This window comes from Micromonospora sp. NPDC005206 (assembly GCF_040608175.1).
Taxonomy (GTDB): domain Bacteria; phylum Actinomycetota; class Actinomycetes; order Mycobacteriales; family Micromonosporaceae; genus Micromonospora.
The window spans coordinates 129,929-144,532 of record NZ_JBEXHU010000018.1; the positions used below are offsets into that span (position 1 = coordinate 129,929).

At 73.2% G+C, this 14,604-nt stretch carries 9 protein-coding genes; 3 read left to right on the forward strand and 6 right to left on the reverse strand.

Translation table 11 applies throughout. The annotated features are described in order from the left end of the window. The first annotated feature begins 51 nt into the window (after nucleotides 1-51). Entirely contained in the window at nucleotides 52-1,224 is a 1,173-nt protein-coding gene (locus ABZU69_RS26395; protein WP_354967008.1) for a PQQ-dependent sugar dehydrogenase, read from the forward strand. Nucleotides 1,225-1,285: 61 nt separating this feature from the next. After that, nucleotides 1,286-2,854 carry a metallophosphoesterase gene (locus tag ABZU69_RS26400; RefSeq protein ID WP_354967009.1) on the forward strand — a complete coding sequence of 523 codons (1,569 nt, stop codon included), beginning with the start codon at nucleotides 1,286-1,288 and terminating at the stop codon, nucleotides 2,852-2,854. A 27-nt stretch (nucleotides 2,855-2,881) separates the two neighbouring features. Here the strand turns inward: ABZU69_RS26400 and ABZU69_RS26405 are convergent, their stop codons facing one another. The 6 genes from ABZU69_RS26405 to ligA form a co-directional block, all read right to left on the reverse strand. After that, nucleotides 2,882-5,239, reverse strand: coding sequence for a pyruvate dehydrogenase (locus tag ABZU69_RS26405; protein ID WP_354967010.1), 2,358 nt, complete (start codon nucleotides 5,237-5,239; stop codon nucleotides 2,882-2,884). A gap of 145 nt (nucleotides 5,240-5,384) precedes the next feature. Continuing rightward, nucleotides 5,385-6,884 carry an Asp-tRNA(Asn)/Glu-tRNA(Gln) amidotransferase subunit GatB gene (gene gatB, locus ABZU69_RS26410; protein ID WP_354967011.1) on the reverse strand — a complete coding sequence of 500 codons (1,500 nt, stop codon included), beginning with the start codon at nucleotides 6,882-6,884 and terminating at the stop codon, nucleotides 5,385-5,387. A gap of 13 nt (nucleotides 6,885-6,897) precedes the next feature. Next, nucleotides 6,898-8,373: an Asp-tRNA(Asn)/Glu-tRNA(Gln) amidotransferase subunit GatA gene (gene gatA / locus ABZU69_RS26415; RefSeq protein ID WP_354967012.1), complete on the reverse strand. Its 1,476-nt coding sequence runs from the start codon at nucleotides 8,371-8,373 to the stop codon at nucleotides 6,898-6,900. Nucleotides 8,374-8,449: 76 nt separating this feature from the next. Further along, nucleotides 8,450-8,755 (reverse strand): Asp-tRNA(Asn)/Glu-tRNA(Gln) amidotransferase subunit GatC, encoded by a 306-nt coding sequence (gatC, locus tag ABZU69_RS26420; protein WP_354967013.1) that lies wholly within the window; start codon nucleotides 8,753-8,755, stop codon nucleotides 8,450-8,452. Between the two features lie 170 nt (nucleotides 8,756-8,925). Then, entirely contained in the window at nucleotides 8,926-11,565 is a 2,640-nt protein-coding gene (locus tag ABZU69_RS26425) for an EAL domain-containing protein (RefSeq protein WP_354967014.1), read from the reverse strand. A 148-nt stretch (nucleotides 11,566-11,713) separates the two neighbouring features. Further along, a complete protein-coding gene (gene ligA / locus ABZU69_RS26430) occupies nucleotides 11,714-13,849 on the reverse strand; it encodes an NAD-dependent DNA ligase LigA (RefSeq protein WP_354967015.1) in 2,136 nt (711 codons plus the stop codon). A 198-nt stretch (nucleotides 13,850-14,047) separates the two neighbouring features. Here ligA and ABZU69_RS26435 point away from each other — a divergent pair, with 198 nt between their 5' ends. After that, entirely contained in the window at nucleotides 14,048-14,587 is a 540-nt protein-coding gene (locus ABZU69_RS26435; protein ID WP_354967016.1) for a type II toxin-antitoxin system PemK/MazF family toxin, read from the forward strand. Nucleotides 14,588-14,604 lie beyond the last annotated feature (17 nt).

A 14,604-nucleotide genomic window follows, 5' to 3' on the forward strand; every position in this document is an offset into this window, starting at 1 on the left:
TCGGATCCCGTCGGGCCCGGCCGGGCCGGCCTTCGGGCTACCCTGGGCCGGGTGAGCGTCCGTCCCCCGTACTTCCGCACCCGCCGCTTCCGGGCGGCCCTCGCGGCGTCCTGCGCGGCACTGCTCCTCACCGCCGGTTGCAGTTTCGGCGAGCCGGAGCCGGACCCGGCCGGTGAGCCGCCCAACCTGCCGACCCCATCGACGTCGGCGAGCCCCGGCGCCGCCGGCCAGCAGGCGGTGGCGACCGTGCTCGCCAAGGGGCTGCGGGTGCCCTGGGCCATCGCCTTCCTCCCGGACGGCGGGGCGCTGGTCACCGAGCGGGACAGCGGCCGGATCCTCCAGGTCGGCCCCGAGTCCGGGCCGGACGGGCTGCGGGTCCGGGTCGTGCAGACCATCACCGACGTCGCGGCGGCCGGCGAGGGCGGCCTCCTGGGCATCGCCGTCTCCCCCGGCTACGAGCGGGACCGGACGGTGTTCGTCTACTACACCGCCGAGCAGGACAACCGGGTCGTCCGGTTGCGACTCGGCGGGCAGCCCACCTCGATCCTCACCGGCATCCCGAAGGCCAACGTGCACAACGGCGGCGGGCTCGGCTTCGGCCCAGACGGGCAGCTCTACGTCAGCACGGGCGACGCCGGGCAGCGCCCGAATTCGCAGGACGTGAAGAGCCTCGGCGGCAAGATCCTGCGGATCACCCCGGACGGCAAGCCCGCCGCGGGCAATCCGTACCCCGGCTCCCCGGTCTGGTCCCTCGGGCACCGAAACGTGCAGGGCTTCGCCTGGGACGCCGCCAAACGGATGTACGCCGTCGAGTTCGGCCAGAACACCTGGGACGAGATCAACCAGATCACCAAGGGTGGCAACTACGGCTGGCCGCAGGTCGAGGGGCGGGCCGGCGACAAGCGGTACACGGACCCGATCAGCCAGTGGGCGACCTCGGACGCGTCCTGCTCCGGTCTGGCCGCCACCGACCAACTACTGGTCACCGGCTGCCTGCGCGGCAAGCGACTCTGGGTGATGGAGCTGACCGACACCGGCACGCTGCTCGGTCAGCCCAGCGAGTTGCTCACCAACCGGTACGGCCGGCTGCGAGCGGTGGCCGCCGCGCCAGACGGGTCACTCTGGGTGAGCACCTCCAACCACGACGGGCGGGGCGACCCGGCGGCCGACGACGACCGTCTCCTGCGGGTGGTCTTCGCCGGCGGCGACGGCGGCCGCAGCTGATTCGCGTCACCATCCGGTCAGGTTCGCCAAGATCCTCCGACGGGCAGGTCAGACTCTCAGCATGGACGGGCAGCACGACGACCAGCACGACGGCACCGGCGACCGGGACGAGCCGGTGACCGACGCCGCGCCGCGCCGGTCGGTGGGTCGGTCGGCCAACCGGCCCGGCCCCGTACGCCGCACCGGTGTCATCCTCGCCGTGCTCGCCGTGGCCCTGGCCGGAGCGGTGCTCGGGGTGCTCGCCGGCGGTCGGGTGGACACCGACATCGGGCCGTTCCGGGCCAACCTCACCCTCACCCCCGCCAGCGCGGGCGGCACCACCGTCGACGTACCGCCGCTCGGCGCGCTGCTGCTCGACAGCCACGACGGGCCGACGCACCTCACCGTGCGACTGGGCGCACTGGACCAGGGGCGCACCGAGGCGCTGCTCGACGACCCGGCGAGCATCAGCCGGGCCAGCCAGAGCGCCGTCGAGGACGTCCGGTCCGGGGTGATGCGACTCGGCCTGCGGACCCTCGCCTCGGCGGTGCTGGTCACCCTGATCCTGGCCGGGCTGGCCTTCCGCGACGTACGACGCACCGCCTGGGCGGGCGGGCTGGCGCTGCTGGTCACCGCCGGCAGCCTCGGCACAGCGGCGGCCACCCTGCGCCCGCAGGCGATCGAGGAGCCGCGCTACGAGGGGCTGCTGGTCAACGCGCCGGCCATCGTCGGTGACGCCCGCCGCATCGCCAACGACTACACCAAGTACGCCGAGCAGCTGCAACGCATCGTCGGCAACGTCAGCCAGCTCTACACCACGGTGTCGGCGCTGCCGGTGTACGAGCCGGCCCCGGGCACCACCCGGGTGCTGCACGTCTCCGACATGCACCTCAACCCGACCGGCTGGCAGCTGATCCGGACGGTGGTGGAGCAGTTCGACATCGACGTGGTGATCGACACCGGGGACATCACCGACTGGGGCAGCGAGCCGGAGGCGTCCTTCGTCGGCTCGATCGGCCTGCTGAAGAAGCCGTACGTCTTCATCCGGGGCAACCACGACTCCGGCCGGACCGGCGCCGCGGTGGCCCGCCAACCGAACGCGATCGTGCTGAACAACACGACGACCACCGTCGCCGGGCTGACCATCGCCGGCATCGGCGACCCGCGCTTCACCCCGGACAAGAACACCTCCCCAGCCGGCAGCGGGCTCACCCAGCAGGTGGCCGACCAGGTGATCGGAGCCGGCGAGCAGCTCGCCACCACGGTGCGCCGCTCACCGCGGCCGGTGAACATCGCGCTGGTGCACGACCCGGCCTCGGCCGGTCCGCTCGCCGGCACCTGCCCGCTGGTGCTGGCCGGGCACACCCACGCCCGGCAGGTCTCCAAGCTGCCCCAGGCCCCCGGGCAGCAGCCCACCACGCTGATGGTGGAGGGCTCCACCGGCGGCGCCGGGCTACGCGGCCTGGAGGGTGAGAAGCCGACCCCGCTGTCGATGAGCGTGCTCTACTTCGATCAGCAGAAGATGCTCCAGGCGTACGACGACATCACCGTCGGCGGCACCGGGCAGGCCCAGGTCAACCTGGAACGGCACGTGGTGGACGGCCCGACCGCCGGGCCGTCCCCCTCGGTCACCCCCACCCCGACCCGCTGAGCACGGGCCGGAGCGTGACCTCGGGGTTCAGCGCAGGGCGATGGCGGCCAGGGCGGCGTTGACGATGCTGCCGGGCAGCAGGTCGTGCAACTCGTACAGCTCGGCCACGCTGCCGGACTGGCCGAACTCGTCCACCCCGAGCGGCACCGCCGGCGCGCCGAGCGCCGAGCCGAGCCACGCCATCGCGTGCGACGCGGCGTCGTGCACGGTCACCACCGGCACCCGGTCGGCGAACGCCGACCGCAGCGCGCCCGGGACGCTCGGCACCGTCGCCGTGCGCACGCCCTGGCGCAGCGTGCGCTGCCAGGCGCGGTAGAGCCGATCCAGCGAGGTCACGTCCACCACGTGCGCGGCGACGCCCTCCTCGGCCAGCTCCGCGGCGGCGGCCAGCACCTCGGGCAGCACCGCGCCGGAGGCGGCCAGCTGCACCACCGGGGCGTCGGCCAGGTGCGGGTACGCCTGGTGAGCGTCGACCAGCCGGTACGCCCCGGCCACCACCTGCCGGCGCAGCACCGCGTCGCCGAGCCGGGCCCGGGCCGCCTCGAACGGCGCCTGCTCCAGCGGCCGGGTGCTCAGCCGGAAGTAGTACGCCCCGTCCTCGGCCGGCGCGGCGGTCGCGGCCGGGGCCGACCCGCCGGCGATCTGCCCGAGCGCGTCGCAGAGCAGCCAGTCCAGGCTGGTCGCGTACGCCGGCTCCAGGAAGGTCACCCCGGGCAGCTCCAGCCCGACGGAGGCGGTGATGGTGGACTGGTGGGCGCCACCCTCCGGGGCCAGCGTGATGCCCGACGGGGTGCCGGCGACCACGAACCGGGAGCCGGAGTAGGTGCCGTACAGGAACGCGTCCAGGCCGCGCAGCACGAACGGGTCGTAGACCGTGCCCACCGGCAGCAGCGGCTGCCCGGACAGGTCCCACGACAGACCGAGCTGGCCGAGCAGCAGGAACAGGTTCATCTCCGAGATGCCCAGCTCGATGTGCTGCCCTGCGGGGCTCTCGGTCCAGCGCAGCATCCGGTCCTCGGTCCAGGAACGCTGCTCGGTGGGGGCGAACACCCCGGTCTTGTTGATGAACCCGGCGAGGTTGGTGGAGGTGGCCACGTCCGGTGCCGTCGTCACCAGGTAACGGCCGACCTCCCGGTCCCGGGCCAGGTCCACCAGCACCCGGCCGAAGACCTCCTGTGTGGAGATCGGCTTGTTGGCGCGTACTCCCGTGCTCTCCGGAACGGTGACCCCCAGCGCCCGCTCGCGGGGCGCGCGGGACAGCGCCTCCCGGCGAGCGCCGGCCCGGATGCCGGCGGGTGACGCCGGGTCGATGCGGTCCCACTCGGTCTCCCGGGTCAGGCCCTGCGCGGCGCGCAACGCGTCGACCTGCTCGGTGCTGAGCAGCGCCGAATGGTTGCGCGGGTTGCCGGCGAGGGGCAACCCCCACCCCTTGACCGTGTACGCGAAGACGACGCTGGGCCGGTCGGTGACTGCGTCACACTGGGCGTACGCGTCGAGCATCGCCTCCAGGTCGTGCCCGCCGAGGTCGGTGACGAGCGGGCCCAGCTCCTCGTCGCCGATGCCCTCCACGAAGGTGCCCACCTCAGCCGGCGCGCCGTCCAGGAACTGCTTGCGCAGTGCCGGGCCGGCCAGCCCGAACAGCGACTGGTACTGCTCGTTGGGCATCGCGTCGATCCAGTCGCGCAGCGCCTCGCCGCCCGGCCGGGCGTACGCCTCAGCGAGCCGGCGGCCGTACTTGACCTCCACGACGTGCCAACCGGCAGCCTCGAACTGGCCGCGCCACTGGTTGATCCGGATGCCGGGCACCACCCGGTCCAGCGACTGGCGGTTGAAGTCGACCAGCCACATGACGTTGCCCAGACCGGTGGTGGCGGGGTCGGCGACCGCCTCCCAGATGTTGCCCTCGTCCAGCTCCGCGTCACCGATCAGCGCGACGAACCGGGAGTGCGGGCGGGCGCCGAAGTGCGCGTCGACGTAGCGCCGGGTGGCGGCGGCGAAGAGCGGGGCCGCCGCGCCGAGGCCGACCGAGCCGGTGGAGAAGTCCACCTCGTCGGGGTCCTTGGTGCGCGACGGGTACGACTGGAGGCCGCCACGGGCCCGCAGCCGCGGCAGGTACGAGCGGTCCAGGTTGCCCAGCAGGTACTGGATGGCGTGGAACACCGGGGAGGCGTGCGGCTTGACCGCCACCCGGTCCTCGGCGTCCAGGTGCGCGAACCAGAGCGCGGTCATCGCGGTGACCAGTGACGCGCTGGACGCCTGGTGCCCGCCGACCTTCACCCCGTCGCCGGCTGCCCGGTCGTGGTTGGCGGCGTCCACGATCCGGGTGGCGAGCCAGAGCACCCGCCGCTGGATCACGTCGAGGACATCGAGGTCGTGCTGGTTCACGGTGACTCCATCCGGGCGTCGCCGTTGACGCCCTCGCGAGGGGTGTGCGGGGTTCACGCCGCCCGGCGCCCGGCGCGGGGTGAGATGTTAGGAAGGGCCCCTTCCTATGCACGAGGCGTTAAGAAGGTGCCCTTCCTTCCATCGTTCAGCTTTGGACGCCGAGGCGCTCCAGGACCAGCTCGCGGACGGTCTTCGCGTCGGCCTGACCGCGCGTGGTCTTCATGACCGCGCCGACCAGCGCGCCGGCCGCGGCGACCTTGCCGCTGCGGATCTTGTCGGCGATGCCGGGGTTGGCGGCGATCGCCTCGTCCACGGCGGCGGTGAGCGCGCCGGTGTCCGACACGACCTCCAGGCCGCGGTTGGTCATGATCTCGGTGGGCGAACCCTCGCCGTCGACCACGCCCTCCAGCACCGCGCGCGCCATCTTGTCGTTGAGCTTCCCGGCGTCTACCAGGCCCTGCAACTCGGCGACCTGGGCAGGGGTGGCGCCGATGTCGGCCAGCTCCCGGCCGCTCTCGTTGGCCCGGCGGGACAGCTCACCGAGCCACCACTTACGGGCGGCGGCCGGCGTGGTGCCGGCGGCGACGGTCGCCTCGATCAGCTCGACCGCGCCGGCGTTCAGCACCGACTGCATGTCCAGGTCGGACAGCCCCCACTGCTCCTGGAGTCGGCGCCGGTGCACCCGGGGCAGCTCCGGCAGGGCGGCCTTGAGCTCGGCGACCCAGGCCGGGTCCGGGGCGATCGGCACCAGGTCCGGCTCCGGGAAGTACCGGTAGTCGGTCGCGGTCTCCTTGGAACGCCCCGGCGTGGTGTCGCCGGTGTCCTCGTGGAAGTGCCGGGTCTCCTGCGTGATCCGGCCGCCGGCGTCCAGCACCGAGGCCTGCCGCAGCATCTCCGAGCGGACCGCCCGCTCCACCGACCGCAGCGAGTTGACGTTCTTGGTCTCGGTGCGGGTGCCCCACTCCTGCCCCGGCAGGTTGAGCGAGGTGTTCACGTCACAGCGCAGCGAACCCTCCTCCATCCGCACGTCCGAGACGCCGAGGGTGCGGATCACGTCCCGCAGCTCGGTGACGTACGCCCGGGCCACGTCGGGAGCGAGCGCGCCGGTGCCCGGAATGGGCTTGGTGACGATCTCGACCAGCGGAATGCCGGCCCGGTTGTAGTCGACCAGCGACTCGGTCGCGCCCTGGATGCGACCGGTGGCGCCGCCGACGTGCAGCGTCTTGCCGGTGTCCTCCTCCAGGTGCACCCGCTCGATCTCGATCCGCACCGTCTCGCCGTTGACCTCGACGTCCAGGTAGCCGTCGACGCAGATCGGCTCGTCGTACTGGCTGATCTGGAAGTTCTTCGGCATGTCCGGGTAGAAGTAGTTCTTCCGGGCGAACCGGCACCACTCCGCGATGGAGCAGTTCAGCGCCAGACCGATCCGGATGATCGCCTCGATGGCCGCCTTGTTGGCCACCGGCAGCGACCCGGGCAGGCCCAGGCAGACCGGGCAGACCCGGGTGTTCGGCTCGCCACCGAAGTCGGTCGGGCAGCCGCAGAACATCTTGGTGTTCGTGCCCAGCTCGACGTGGGTCTCCAGGCCGATCACCGGTTCGTAGCGCGCGACGACCTCGTCGTACGCGGGCAGCGTCGTCGTCATCTGGGCTCCTGCCTCACAGTGCCGGTGGGGTGAACGTGCCGACCGCGGACTCCAGCGCGGCGGCGACCCGGTACATCCGGTCGTCGGCCAACGTCGGGGCCATCACCTGCAGGCCGACGGGCAGCCCCTCGGAGAGGCCGCAGGGCACCGAGATGCCCGGCCCGCCGTACAGGTTGCTCGGGATGGTGAACAAGTCGGCCAGGTACATCTGGTACGGGTCGCCGGTGCGTGCGCCCATCGGGAACGCCACGGACGGGGTGGTCGGCGAGATCAGTGCGTCGACCTGCTCGAACGCGGCGGTGAAGTCCCGGGTGATCAGCGTCCGGACCTTCTGCGCCTGCCCGTAGTAGGCGTCGTAGTAACCCGACGACAGGGCGTACGTGCCGATCATGATGCGGCGCTTGACCTCCGGGCCGAAGCCGGCCTCCCGGGTCAGCGACATGACCTCCTCCAGCGACCGGTTGCCGTCGTCGCCGACCCGCAGGCCGAACCGGACGCCGTCGAACCGGGCCAGGTTGGAGGAGCACTCGCTCGGGGCGATCAGGTAGTACGCGGGCAGCGCGTAGGCGAACGTCGGGCAGGACACCTCGACGATCTCCGCACCCAGCTTCGCGAGGGCGTCCACCGCCTCGCGGAACGCGGCCATCACGCCCGGCGCGGGGCCCTCGCCGACGAACTCGCTGACGATGCCGAGCCGCACGCCGGTCAGGTCACCGGTCGCGCCGAGCTTCGCCGCGGCCACCACGTCCGGCACCGGCTGCGGGATCGAGGTGGAGTCGCGCGGGTCGTGCCCACCGATCACCTGGTGCAGCAGGGCCGCGTCGAGCACCGTACGGGCGCAGGGGCCGGGCGTGTCCAGCGACGAGGAGAAGGCGACCAGCCCGTAGCGGGACGTGCCGCCGTAGGTGGGCTTCACGCCGACGGTGCCGGTGACCGCGCCGGGCTGGCGGATCGAGCCGCCGGTGTCCGAGCCGATGGCCAGCGGCGCCTCGTACGCGGCCAGCGCGGCGGCGCTGCCGCCACCCGAGCCGCCCGGGATCCGGCTGAGGTCCCACGGGTTGTGCGTCGGGCCGTACGCCGAGTATTCGGTGGAGGAGCCCATCGCGAACTCGTCCATGTTCGTCTTGCCGAGCATCACCGTGCCGGCCTCGCGCAGCCGCTGCACGATCGTCGCGTCGTACGGCGGGCGCCAGCCCTCCAGGATCTTCGAGCCCACGGTGGTCGGCACGCCCCGGGTGGCGAGCACGTCCTTCACCGCGACCGGCACGCCGGCCAGCGGGCCCAACTCCTCGCCGGCCGCCCGACGCTCGTCCACGGCGCGGGCGGTGGCCAGCGCGCCGTCGGTGTCCACGTGCAGGAAGGCGTGCACCCGGTCGTCGACCGCGGCGATCCGGTCCAGGTGGGCCCGGGTCACCTCGACGGCGGAGGCCTCGCCGCCAGCGACCAGGGCGGCGATCTCCACCGCGGTCATTCTGGTCAGATCGCTCATGCCGTCACTCCGCTTCGCTCCGTGACGCCATGAGGCACCACCGCGCTGCACTGCTGATTCGCTCGCTGGCGCTCACTCATGAGGCCACATCCTCGCTCAGGATCCGCGGTACGCGGAACCGCTGGTCCTCGGCGTCGGGCGCGCCCGACAGCACCTCCTGCGGGGTCAGACACGGCGTGACGACGTCCTCGCGGAAGATGTTGGTCAGCGGCACCGAATGCGACGTCGGCGGGATGTCCGCCGCGGCGACCTCGCCGACCTGGGCGACCGCCTGGAGGATCACGTCGAGCTGGCCGGCGAAGATGTCCAGCTCCTCCTCGGTGACGGCGAGCCGCGACAGGCGCGCCAGGTGCGCGACCTCCTCGCGGGAGATGGCGGCCATCCGTGCCCCCTTCTGATGTCCTGCTGGTCGGGCGGTGTGCCGATCGCGCGACGGGTGGAGCGTGACGCGCGGTGACCGGAGCGAGTCTATTGTTCCGCTCCGGTGCCGCGTCCACGACTCCCCCTCCGCCAGCCTCTCGCGTCGGATCGGCGGGCGGGTCAGCGGGTGGGTCAGCGGGTGGGACGACGGCCGGCGTCCGGCTCCGGGCCGCCGCTCGGACGGACCGGCCGGTACCGGGCCAGCCAGGTGACCAGTTCCTCGGCGGGCATCGGTCGGGCGTAGAACCAGCCCTGCGCGGCGTCGCAGCCGGCGGCGTGCAGCATCCGCCAGGTCCGCTCGTCCTCCACGCCCTCGGCGACCACCCGCAGCCCCAGCGCGCCGGCCAGCTCGATCATCGACCGGACGATCGCCGCGTCGTCGGCGTCGTCGGCCATGCCCAGCACGAACGAGCGGTCCACCTTCACCTCGGACAGCGGCAGCCGGCGCAGGTGCTGGAGGGACGAGTAGCCGGTGCCGAAGTCGTCCAGCGCGATGGCCACCCCGATGCGGTGCAGCCGGGAGATGGTGGCCAGCACCCGGCGCGGGTCGGCCATCAAAGCACCCTCGGTGATCTCCAGTTGCAGCCGCTCGGCCGGCACCCCGTAGCGGGTCAGCCGGTCGGCGATCTGGTCGGCGATCTCGCCGGTGTGCAGGTCACGCACGCTCACGTTCAGTGCCGCCCGCAGCCCGATGCCGGCCGCCGACCACTTGGCGAGCTGCTCCACCACGTCGTCGACGACCCGGCGGGTGAGCAGTCGCATCACCGCGCTCTGCTCGGCGACCCGGATCAGCTCCTCCGGGTCGACCATCCCCCGCCGTGGGTGCCGCCAGCGCAGCAGGGCCTCGACGCCGACCACCTCGCCGGTGGCGATGGCGATCTGCGGCTGGTAATACATGGTGATCTCGCCAGCGTCGTCGGCCGGTTCGGCGTCGGAGTGTGCCCACCCGGTCGACCCGGGCGGCTCGTCCGGGGTGCCCGGCCCGACGTCGCGTCGCGGGCCGGCGCCGCCGCCGGCCAGCGCGGGCGCGCCGTTCGGCGATCGCCGCCCGTGCCCGCCGGCACGCCGGCCCCGGTCCGGGCGGGTGCCGGTGACCGTGGCCCGGGTGTTCCGGCCACGGATCGGGTCGGCGCCGGTGGCGATCCGGTTGATCAGCTCGTCGGCGTGCATCAGCTCGGTGCCCGGCCGCCGGCGGCGACCCCACCACCGGCCGCCGGCCGGCGGGGCCCCGGCGACCACCGGCGACGCGCCCGCGTGCGACGCCGCCTCGGCGGGGTGCAGGTCACCGCTGGGCAGCGCCGCACCATCCCCGCCGCGCACCTCCGCCGCCGCGCCGAGGGGTACGTCGACCGGCCGCTCGGCGCCATCCGGCTCGGTCAGCCCCGCATCCCGGCCGTCCCCGTCGGCCGTCCCCGTCGGCCGTGCGGGTCCCGCCGGCTCGGCGTCCAGCGGGTCGTCGACCGACGGGCCGGACTCCAGTACCCGGCGCAGATCGGCGAGCAGGCCGAGCCGCTCGGCGGAGTTGTGATCGGACTCCGGGGCGTAGACGGCGACCGTGTCGTTGCGGTGCTTGGCGTCGTACATGGCCACGTCGGCGTGGCGCATCAGGGTGGCGAAGTCCTCGCCGTGCTCGGGGAAGAGAGCGATCCCGATCGAGCCACCCACATCCAGCGGCAGCCCGTCCAGCGGCACCGGCTCGGCCAGCGCCCCGACCACCCGGTCGGCCAGGTCACGCGCCTGACTCGCGTCGGTCAGCCCGGTCATCACGATGGCGAACTCGTCCCCGCCGAGCCGGGCGATCATCTGCGGGCGGGGCTCCACATCGGTGAGCCGGGCGCTGACCTCGACGAGCAGCCGGTCGCCCACGGCGTGCCCGAGCGCGTCGTTGACGTTCTTGAAGCGGTCCAGGTCGATCAGCAGCAGCGCCAGGTGCCCGTCAGGTTCGCCGCGCGCGGTCCGCTCGGCGTGCAGGTGCACCTGCTCGGCCACCTCGGCCAGGAGCGCCTTGCGGTTGGGCAGCCCGGTGAGCGGGTCCGCAGCGGCGAGGTGCTGCTGCTCGACGGTCAGCCGGGCCATCCGGTACACGGCGAAGAGCGGCACCAGCACCAGCGGGATCAGCGCCGCGCTGACCCGCGCGGCGGCCACCAGCACCGGGGCGAGCAGCAGGAGCGAGCCCGTGGAGAGCAGTTCGAAACCGAGGCCCTGCCGGACCGTGGGCCACCACCGGTCGCCGAAGCGCAGCCGTACCGCCCAGCTCACCAGCCCGTAGTTGACCACGAACCAGGCCAGCGTGGCGCCGCCGACGGCGACCACGTCGGTCCAGTGCAGCCGGCCGCCGGAGAAGACGATGCCCGGCCCGAGCTGGAGGACGCCGTACGCGGCGGCGAGGGCGCAGGCGTACTGGCCGACGTTGAACGCCGTCCGCCACGCGGCGTGCCGCATCCGCCAGCCGGAGACGACCACGCCCGCCGCCTGCACGGCCACCGCCGGGCCGAGCCCCCAGCCGAGCAGGATCGCGAAGGTGAAACAGGTGGACGGGAAGACCGCGGAGGACTGCCGGCGGCCCGGATGCACGAACGGGCGGGCGTCGCAGACCAGCGCGAGCGCGGCCATCGTCCAGAACGCCACCGGCAGCCGGGACAGCTCGGCCGGGAGTGTCGCGAGTGGACCGGCGGCGGCCAACACGGCGACCACCAGGATGCTGACGATGAAGGCGGTGAACGGCGCCACCCGTCCGGGCGGGACGGAGTTTCGCGGGTCGGCGACCTCCATCACACCTCCCGAGCGACGACTGGCGTGCCGTGTGCACGCCCGTGACCCAATGAAACGCCCTCAGCCCCGGGTTTCCCGGTATGACAGTCACGAATCGGTCGTAGTCGTAATTAAGTTGGTATGCGCGGCCAGCGGACGCCGGAGCCGGTCAGCTCTCCAGCCGGGCGACGTCCCGTGCCGCGTCCGGACCCGCGTCCAGCAGCACCCGGAACCCGTCCTCGTCGAGTACCGGCACCTTGAGGCTGGCCGCCTTGTCGGCCTTGGACCCCGGGTTGTCGCCCACGACCACGAAGCTCGTCTTCTTGGAGACCGAGCCACTGACCTTGCCGCCCCTGCTCTGCACGGCCTCGGCGGCCTGGTCCCGGGAGAAGCTGGCGAGCGTGCCGGTCACCACCACGGTCAGCCCCTCCAACGGGCGCGGCCCCTCGTCGCCCGCCTCCTCGGCCATCCGTACGCCCGCCTCGGCCCACTTGCGGACCACGTCGCGGTGCCAGTCCACGGCGAACCACTCCCGGATGCTGGCCGCGATCGTCGGACCGACCCCGTCGACCGAGGAGAGCTCCTCCTCGCTGGCCGCGTCGATGGCCTCCATGGAGCGGAAGTGCCTGGCGAGCGCCTGGGCCGCCGTCGGGCCGACGTGCCGGATGGAGAGCGCCACCAGCACCCGCCACAGGTCGCGTTCCCGGGCGACCGCCAGATTGTCCAGCAGCTTGACCGCGTTGCTGCCCAGGCTGCCGTCCTTGTTGACGAAGAACGGGGACCGGGACAGCTGCTCGGCGTCGAGCTGGAAGAGGTCCCCCTCGTCGGCGATGATCTCCGCGTCCAGCAGAGCCGCCGCGCCCTTGTAGCCGAGCACCTCGATGTCGAACCCGCCGCGACCGGCGAGGTGGAACACCCGTTCGCGTAGCTGGGCGGGGCAGCTGCGGGTGTTGGGGCAGCGGATGTCGATGTCGCCCTCCTTGGCCGGCGCGAGCGGGGTGCCGCAGGCCGGGCAGGTGGTCGGCATGACGAACGGCCGGGCGTCGGCGGGGCGCAGGTCGACAACCGGGCCGAGCACCTCGGGAATCACGTCGCCGGCCTTGCGCAGCACCACCGTGTCGCCGATCAGCACACCCTTGCGCTCCACCTCACGGGCGTTGTGCAGGGTGGCGAGCGCGACGGTGGAGCCGGCCACCCGCACCGGTTCGAGAACGGCGAACGGGGTGACCCGCCCGGTGCGCCCCACGTTGACGTCGATGTCGAGCAGCTTGGTGGTGACCTCCTCCGGCGGGTACTTGAAGGCGATCGCCCAGCGCGGGGCGCGGCTGGTCGACCCGAGCCGGCCCTGGATGGACACCGGATCGACCTTGACCACCACTCCGTCGATCTCGTGCTCGACGTCGTGCCGGTGCTCGGCGTAGTAGGCGATGTATTCGGCCACGCCGGCCAGATCCGGCACCACCCGCCACCGGTCACTGGTCGGCAGGCCCCACGCCTTGAGCGCCGCGTACGACTCGGACTGCGCGGTGGGCTGGAAACCACGGCGGGCGCCGATGCCGTGCACCACCAGGCGCAGCGGCCGTGACGCGGTGACCCGTGGATCCTTCTGGCGCAGGCTGCCGGCGGCGGCGTTGCGGGGATTGGCGAAGGGCGCCTTGCCCTGCTCCACCAGGCCCGCGTTGAGGTCGGCGAACGCGGCGATCGGGAAGTAGATCTCGCCCCGGACCTCCAGCAGCTCGGGAATCTCCGGGAACTCGGCGGACGGGGTGAGCTGGCCGGGCACGCCACGGATGCTGCGCACGTTGGCGGTGACGTCCTCGCCGGTGCGGCCGTCACCGCGGGTGGCCGCCCGAACCAGCCGGCCGGCCTCGTAGGTCAGGTTGATCGCCAGCCCGTCGACCTTCAGCTCACACAGGTAGGGCACCGGGCCGCCGGCGTCCCGCTCGACCCGCTCGGCCCAGGCCGCCAGCTCCTCGTCGGCGAAGGCGTTGTCCAGAGAGAGCATCCGCTCGGCGTGGGTGACCGGGGTGAAGTCGGTGGAGAACGTGCCACCGACCCGTTGGGTCGGCGAATCCGGTGTGCGCAGTGCCGGGAACTCGTCCTCCAGCGCCTCCAGCTCGCGCAGCTGCCGGTCGAACTCGGCGTCCGCGATGATCGGCGCGTCCAGCACGTAGTAGCGGTACTGATGTTCGGTCAGCTCGCGGCTGAGCGTGGCGTGCCGTTCCCGCGCATGCGGCGTCGGCTCGACGCCGGCCGCCGCCTCCTGCGCCGGGCTGACCTGCTGACCGATCTGCTCCTCGGACACACCGCCACCTTCGGACACGCCTGCGACCTCCCTGATCACGCTACTCCGGCACGGTATCCGCCCGGTGGGACAAACAGTCGCCCACCCACGCACCGCGTTCTCGCGATCACGATCGGCGGCGCGCGCCGCGGTGATCGGCATGCGAGGATCGCCGGACGACGGGGGCCGGTGGGCCTCCGGACGACGGCGGAGGTGGCGATGCCCGAGGCCCTGCTCTGGGCGGTGGCGATCCTGCTGGCGGTGGCGGCCGGTTGGGCGTGGAGCGCCTGGCGGCACCGGGTGGCGAGCCGGCGCCCGGGCAGCCGGCCGGGCCGGGGCCCCGCGACCGGCGGACGTCGTCCCGCGCCGCCGCGACCCCGCGCCGCCGACCGGCCGCCCACCAAACCCCGGGCCCGCGACGCCGACCGGGGCGCGGGCACGCCGGCGCCGGGTGAGATCTGGTGGGCCGACGTGCCGTACGCCGACGGCAGCGGGTCCAAGGTCCGGCCCTGCCTGGTGCTGCGCGCCGACTCCCGGGGCGCCGACGTACTGAAGATCACCAGTCAGGACAAGAGCGACCGGGACGACCACGTCCGCATTCCCACCCGGAACTGGGACCCCGGCGCCGAGCACGACAGCTACCTGAGCCTCACCGAGCCGACCCGGATCAGCTCGGCCGCCTTCGCCGACCGCGCCGGAAACTGCGACGCCGACCTGTGGCGACGGGTCCGCAGCCTGCACCACCTGCCCACCCGCTGACCGTCCCCCGCCCCGTC

Coding starts and splice junctions, on each gene's coding strand:
- ABZU69_RS26425 (WP_354967014.1), bottom strand. CDS start 11,565: ATGGAGGTCGCCGACCCGCGAAACTCCGTCCCGCCCGGACGGGTGGCG.
- gatC (WP_354967013.1), bottom strand. CDS start 8,755: ATGGCCGCCATCTCCCGCGAGGAGGTCGCGCACCTGGCGCGCCTGTCG.
- gatB (WP_354967011.1), bottom strand. CDS start 6,884: ATGACGACGACGCTGCCCGCGTACGACGAGGTCGTCGCGCGCTACGAA.
- ABZU69_RS26435 (WP_354967016.1), top strand. CDS start 14,048: ATGCCCGAGGCCCTGCTCTGGGCGGTGGCGATCCTGCTGGCGGTGGCG.
- ABZU69_RS26400 (WP_354967009.1), top strand. CDS start 1,286: ATGGACGGGCAGCACGACGACCAGCACGACGGCACCGGCGACCGGGAC.
- gatA (WP_354967012.1), bottom strand. CDS start 8,373: ATGAGCGATCTGACCAGAATGACCGCGGTGGAGATCGCCGCCCTGGTC.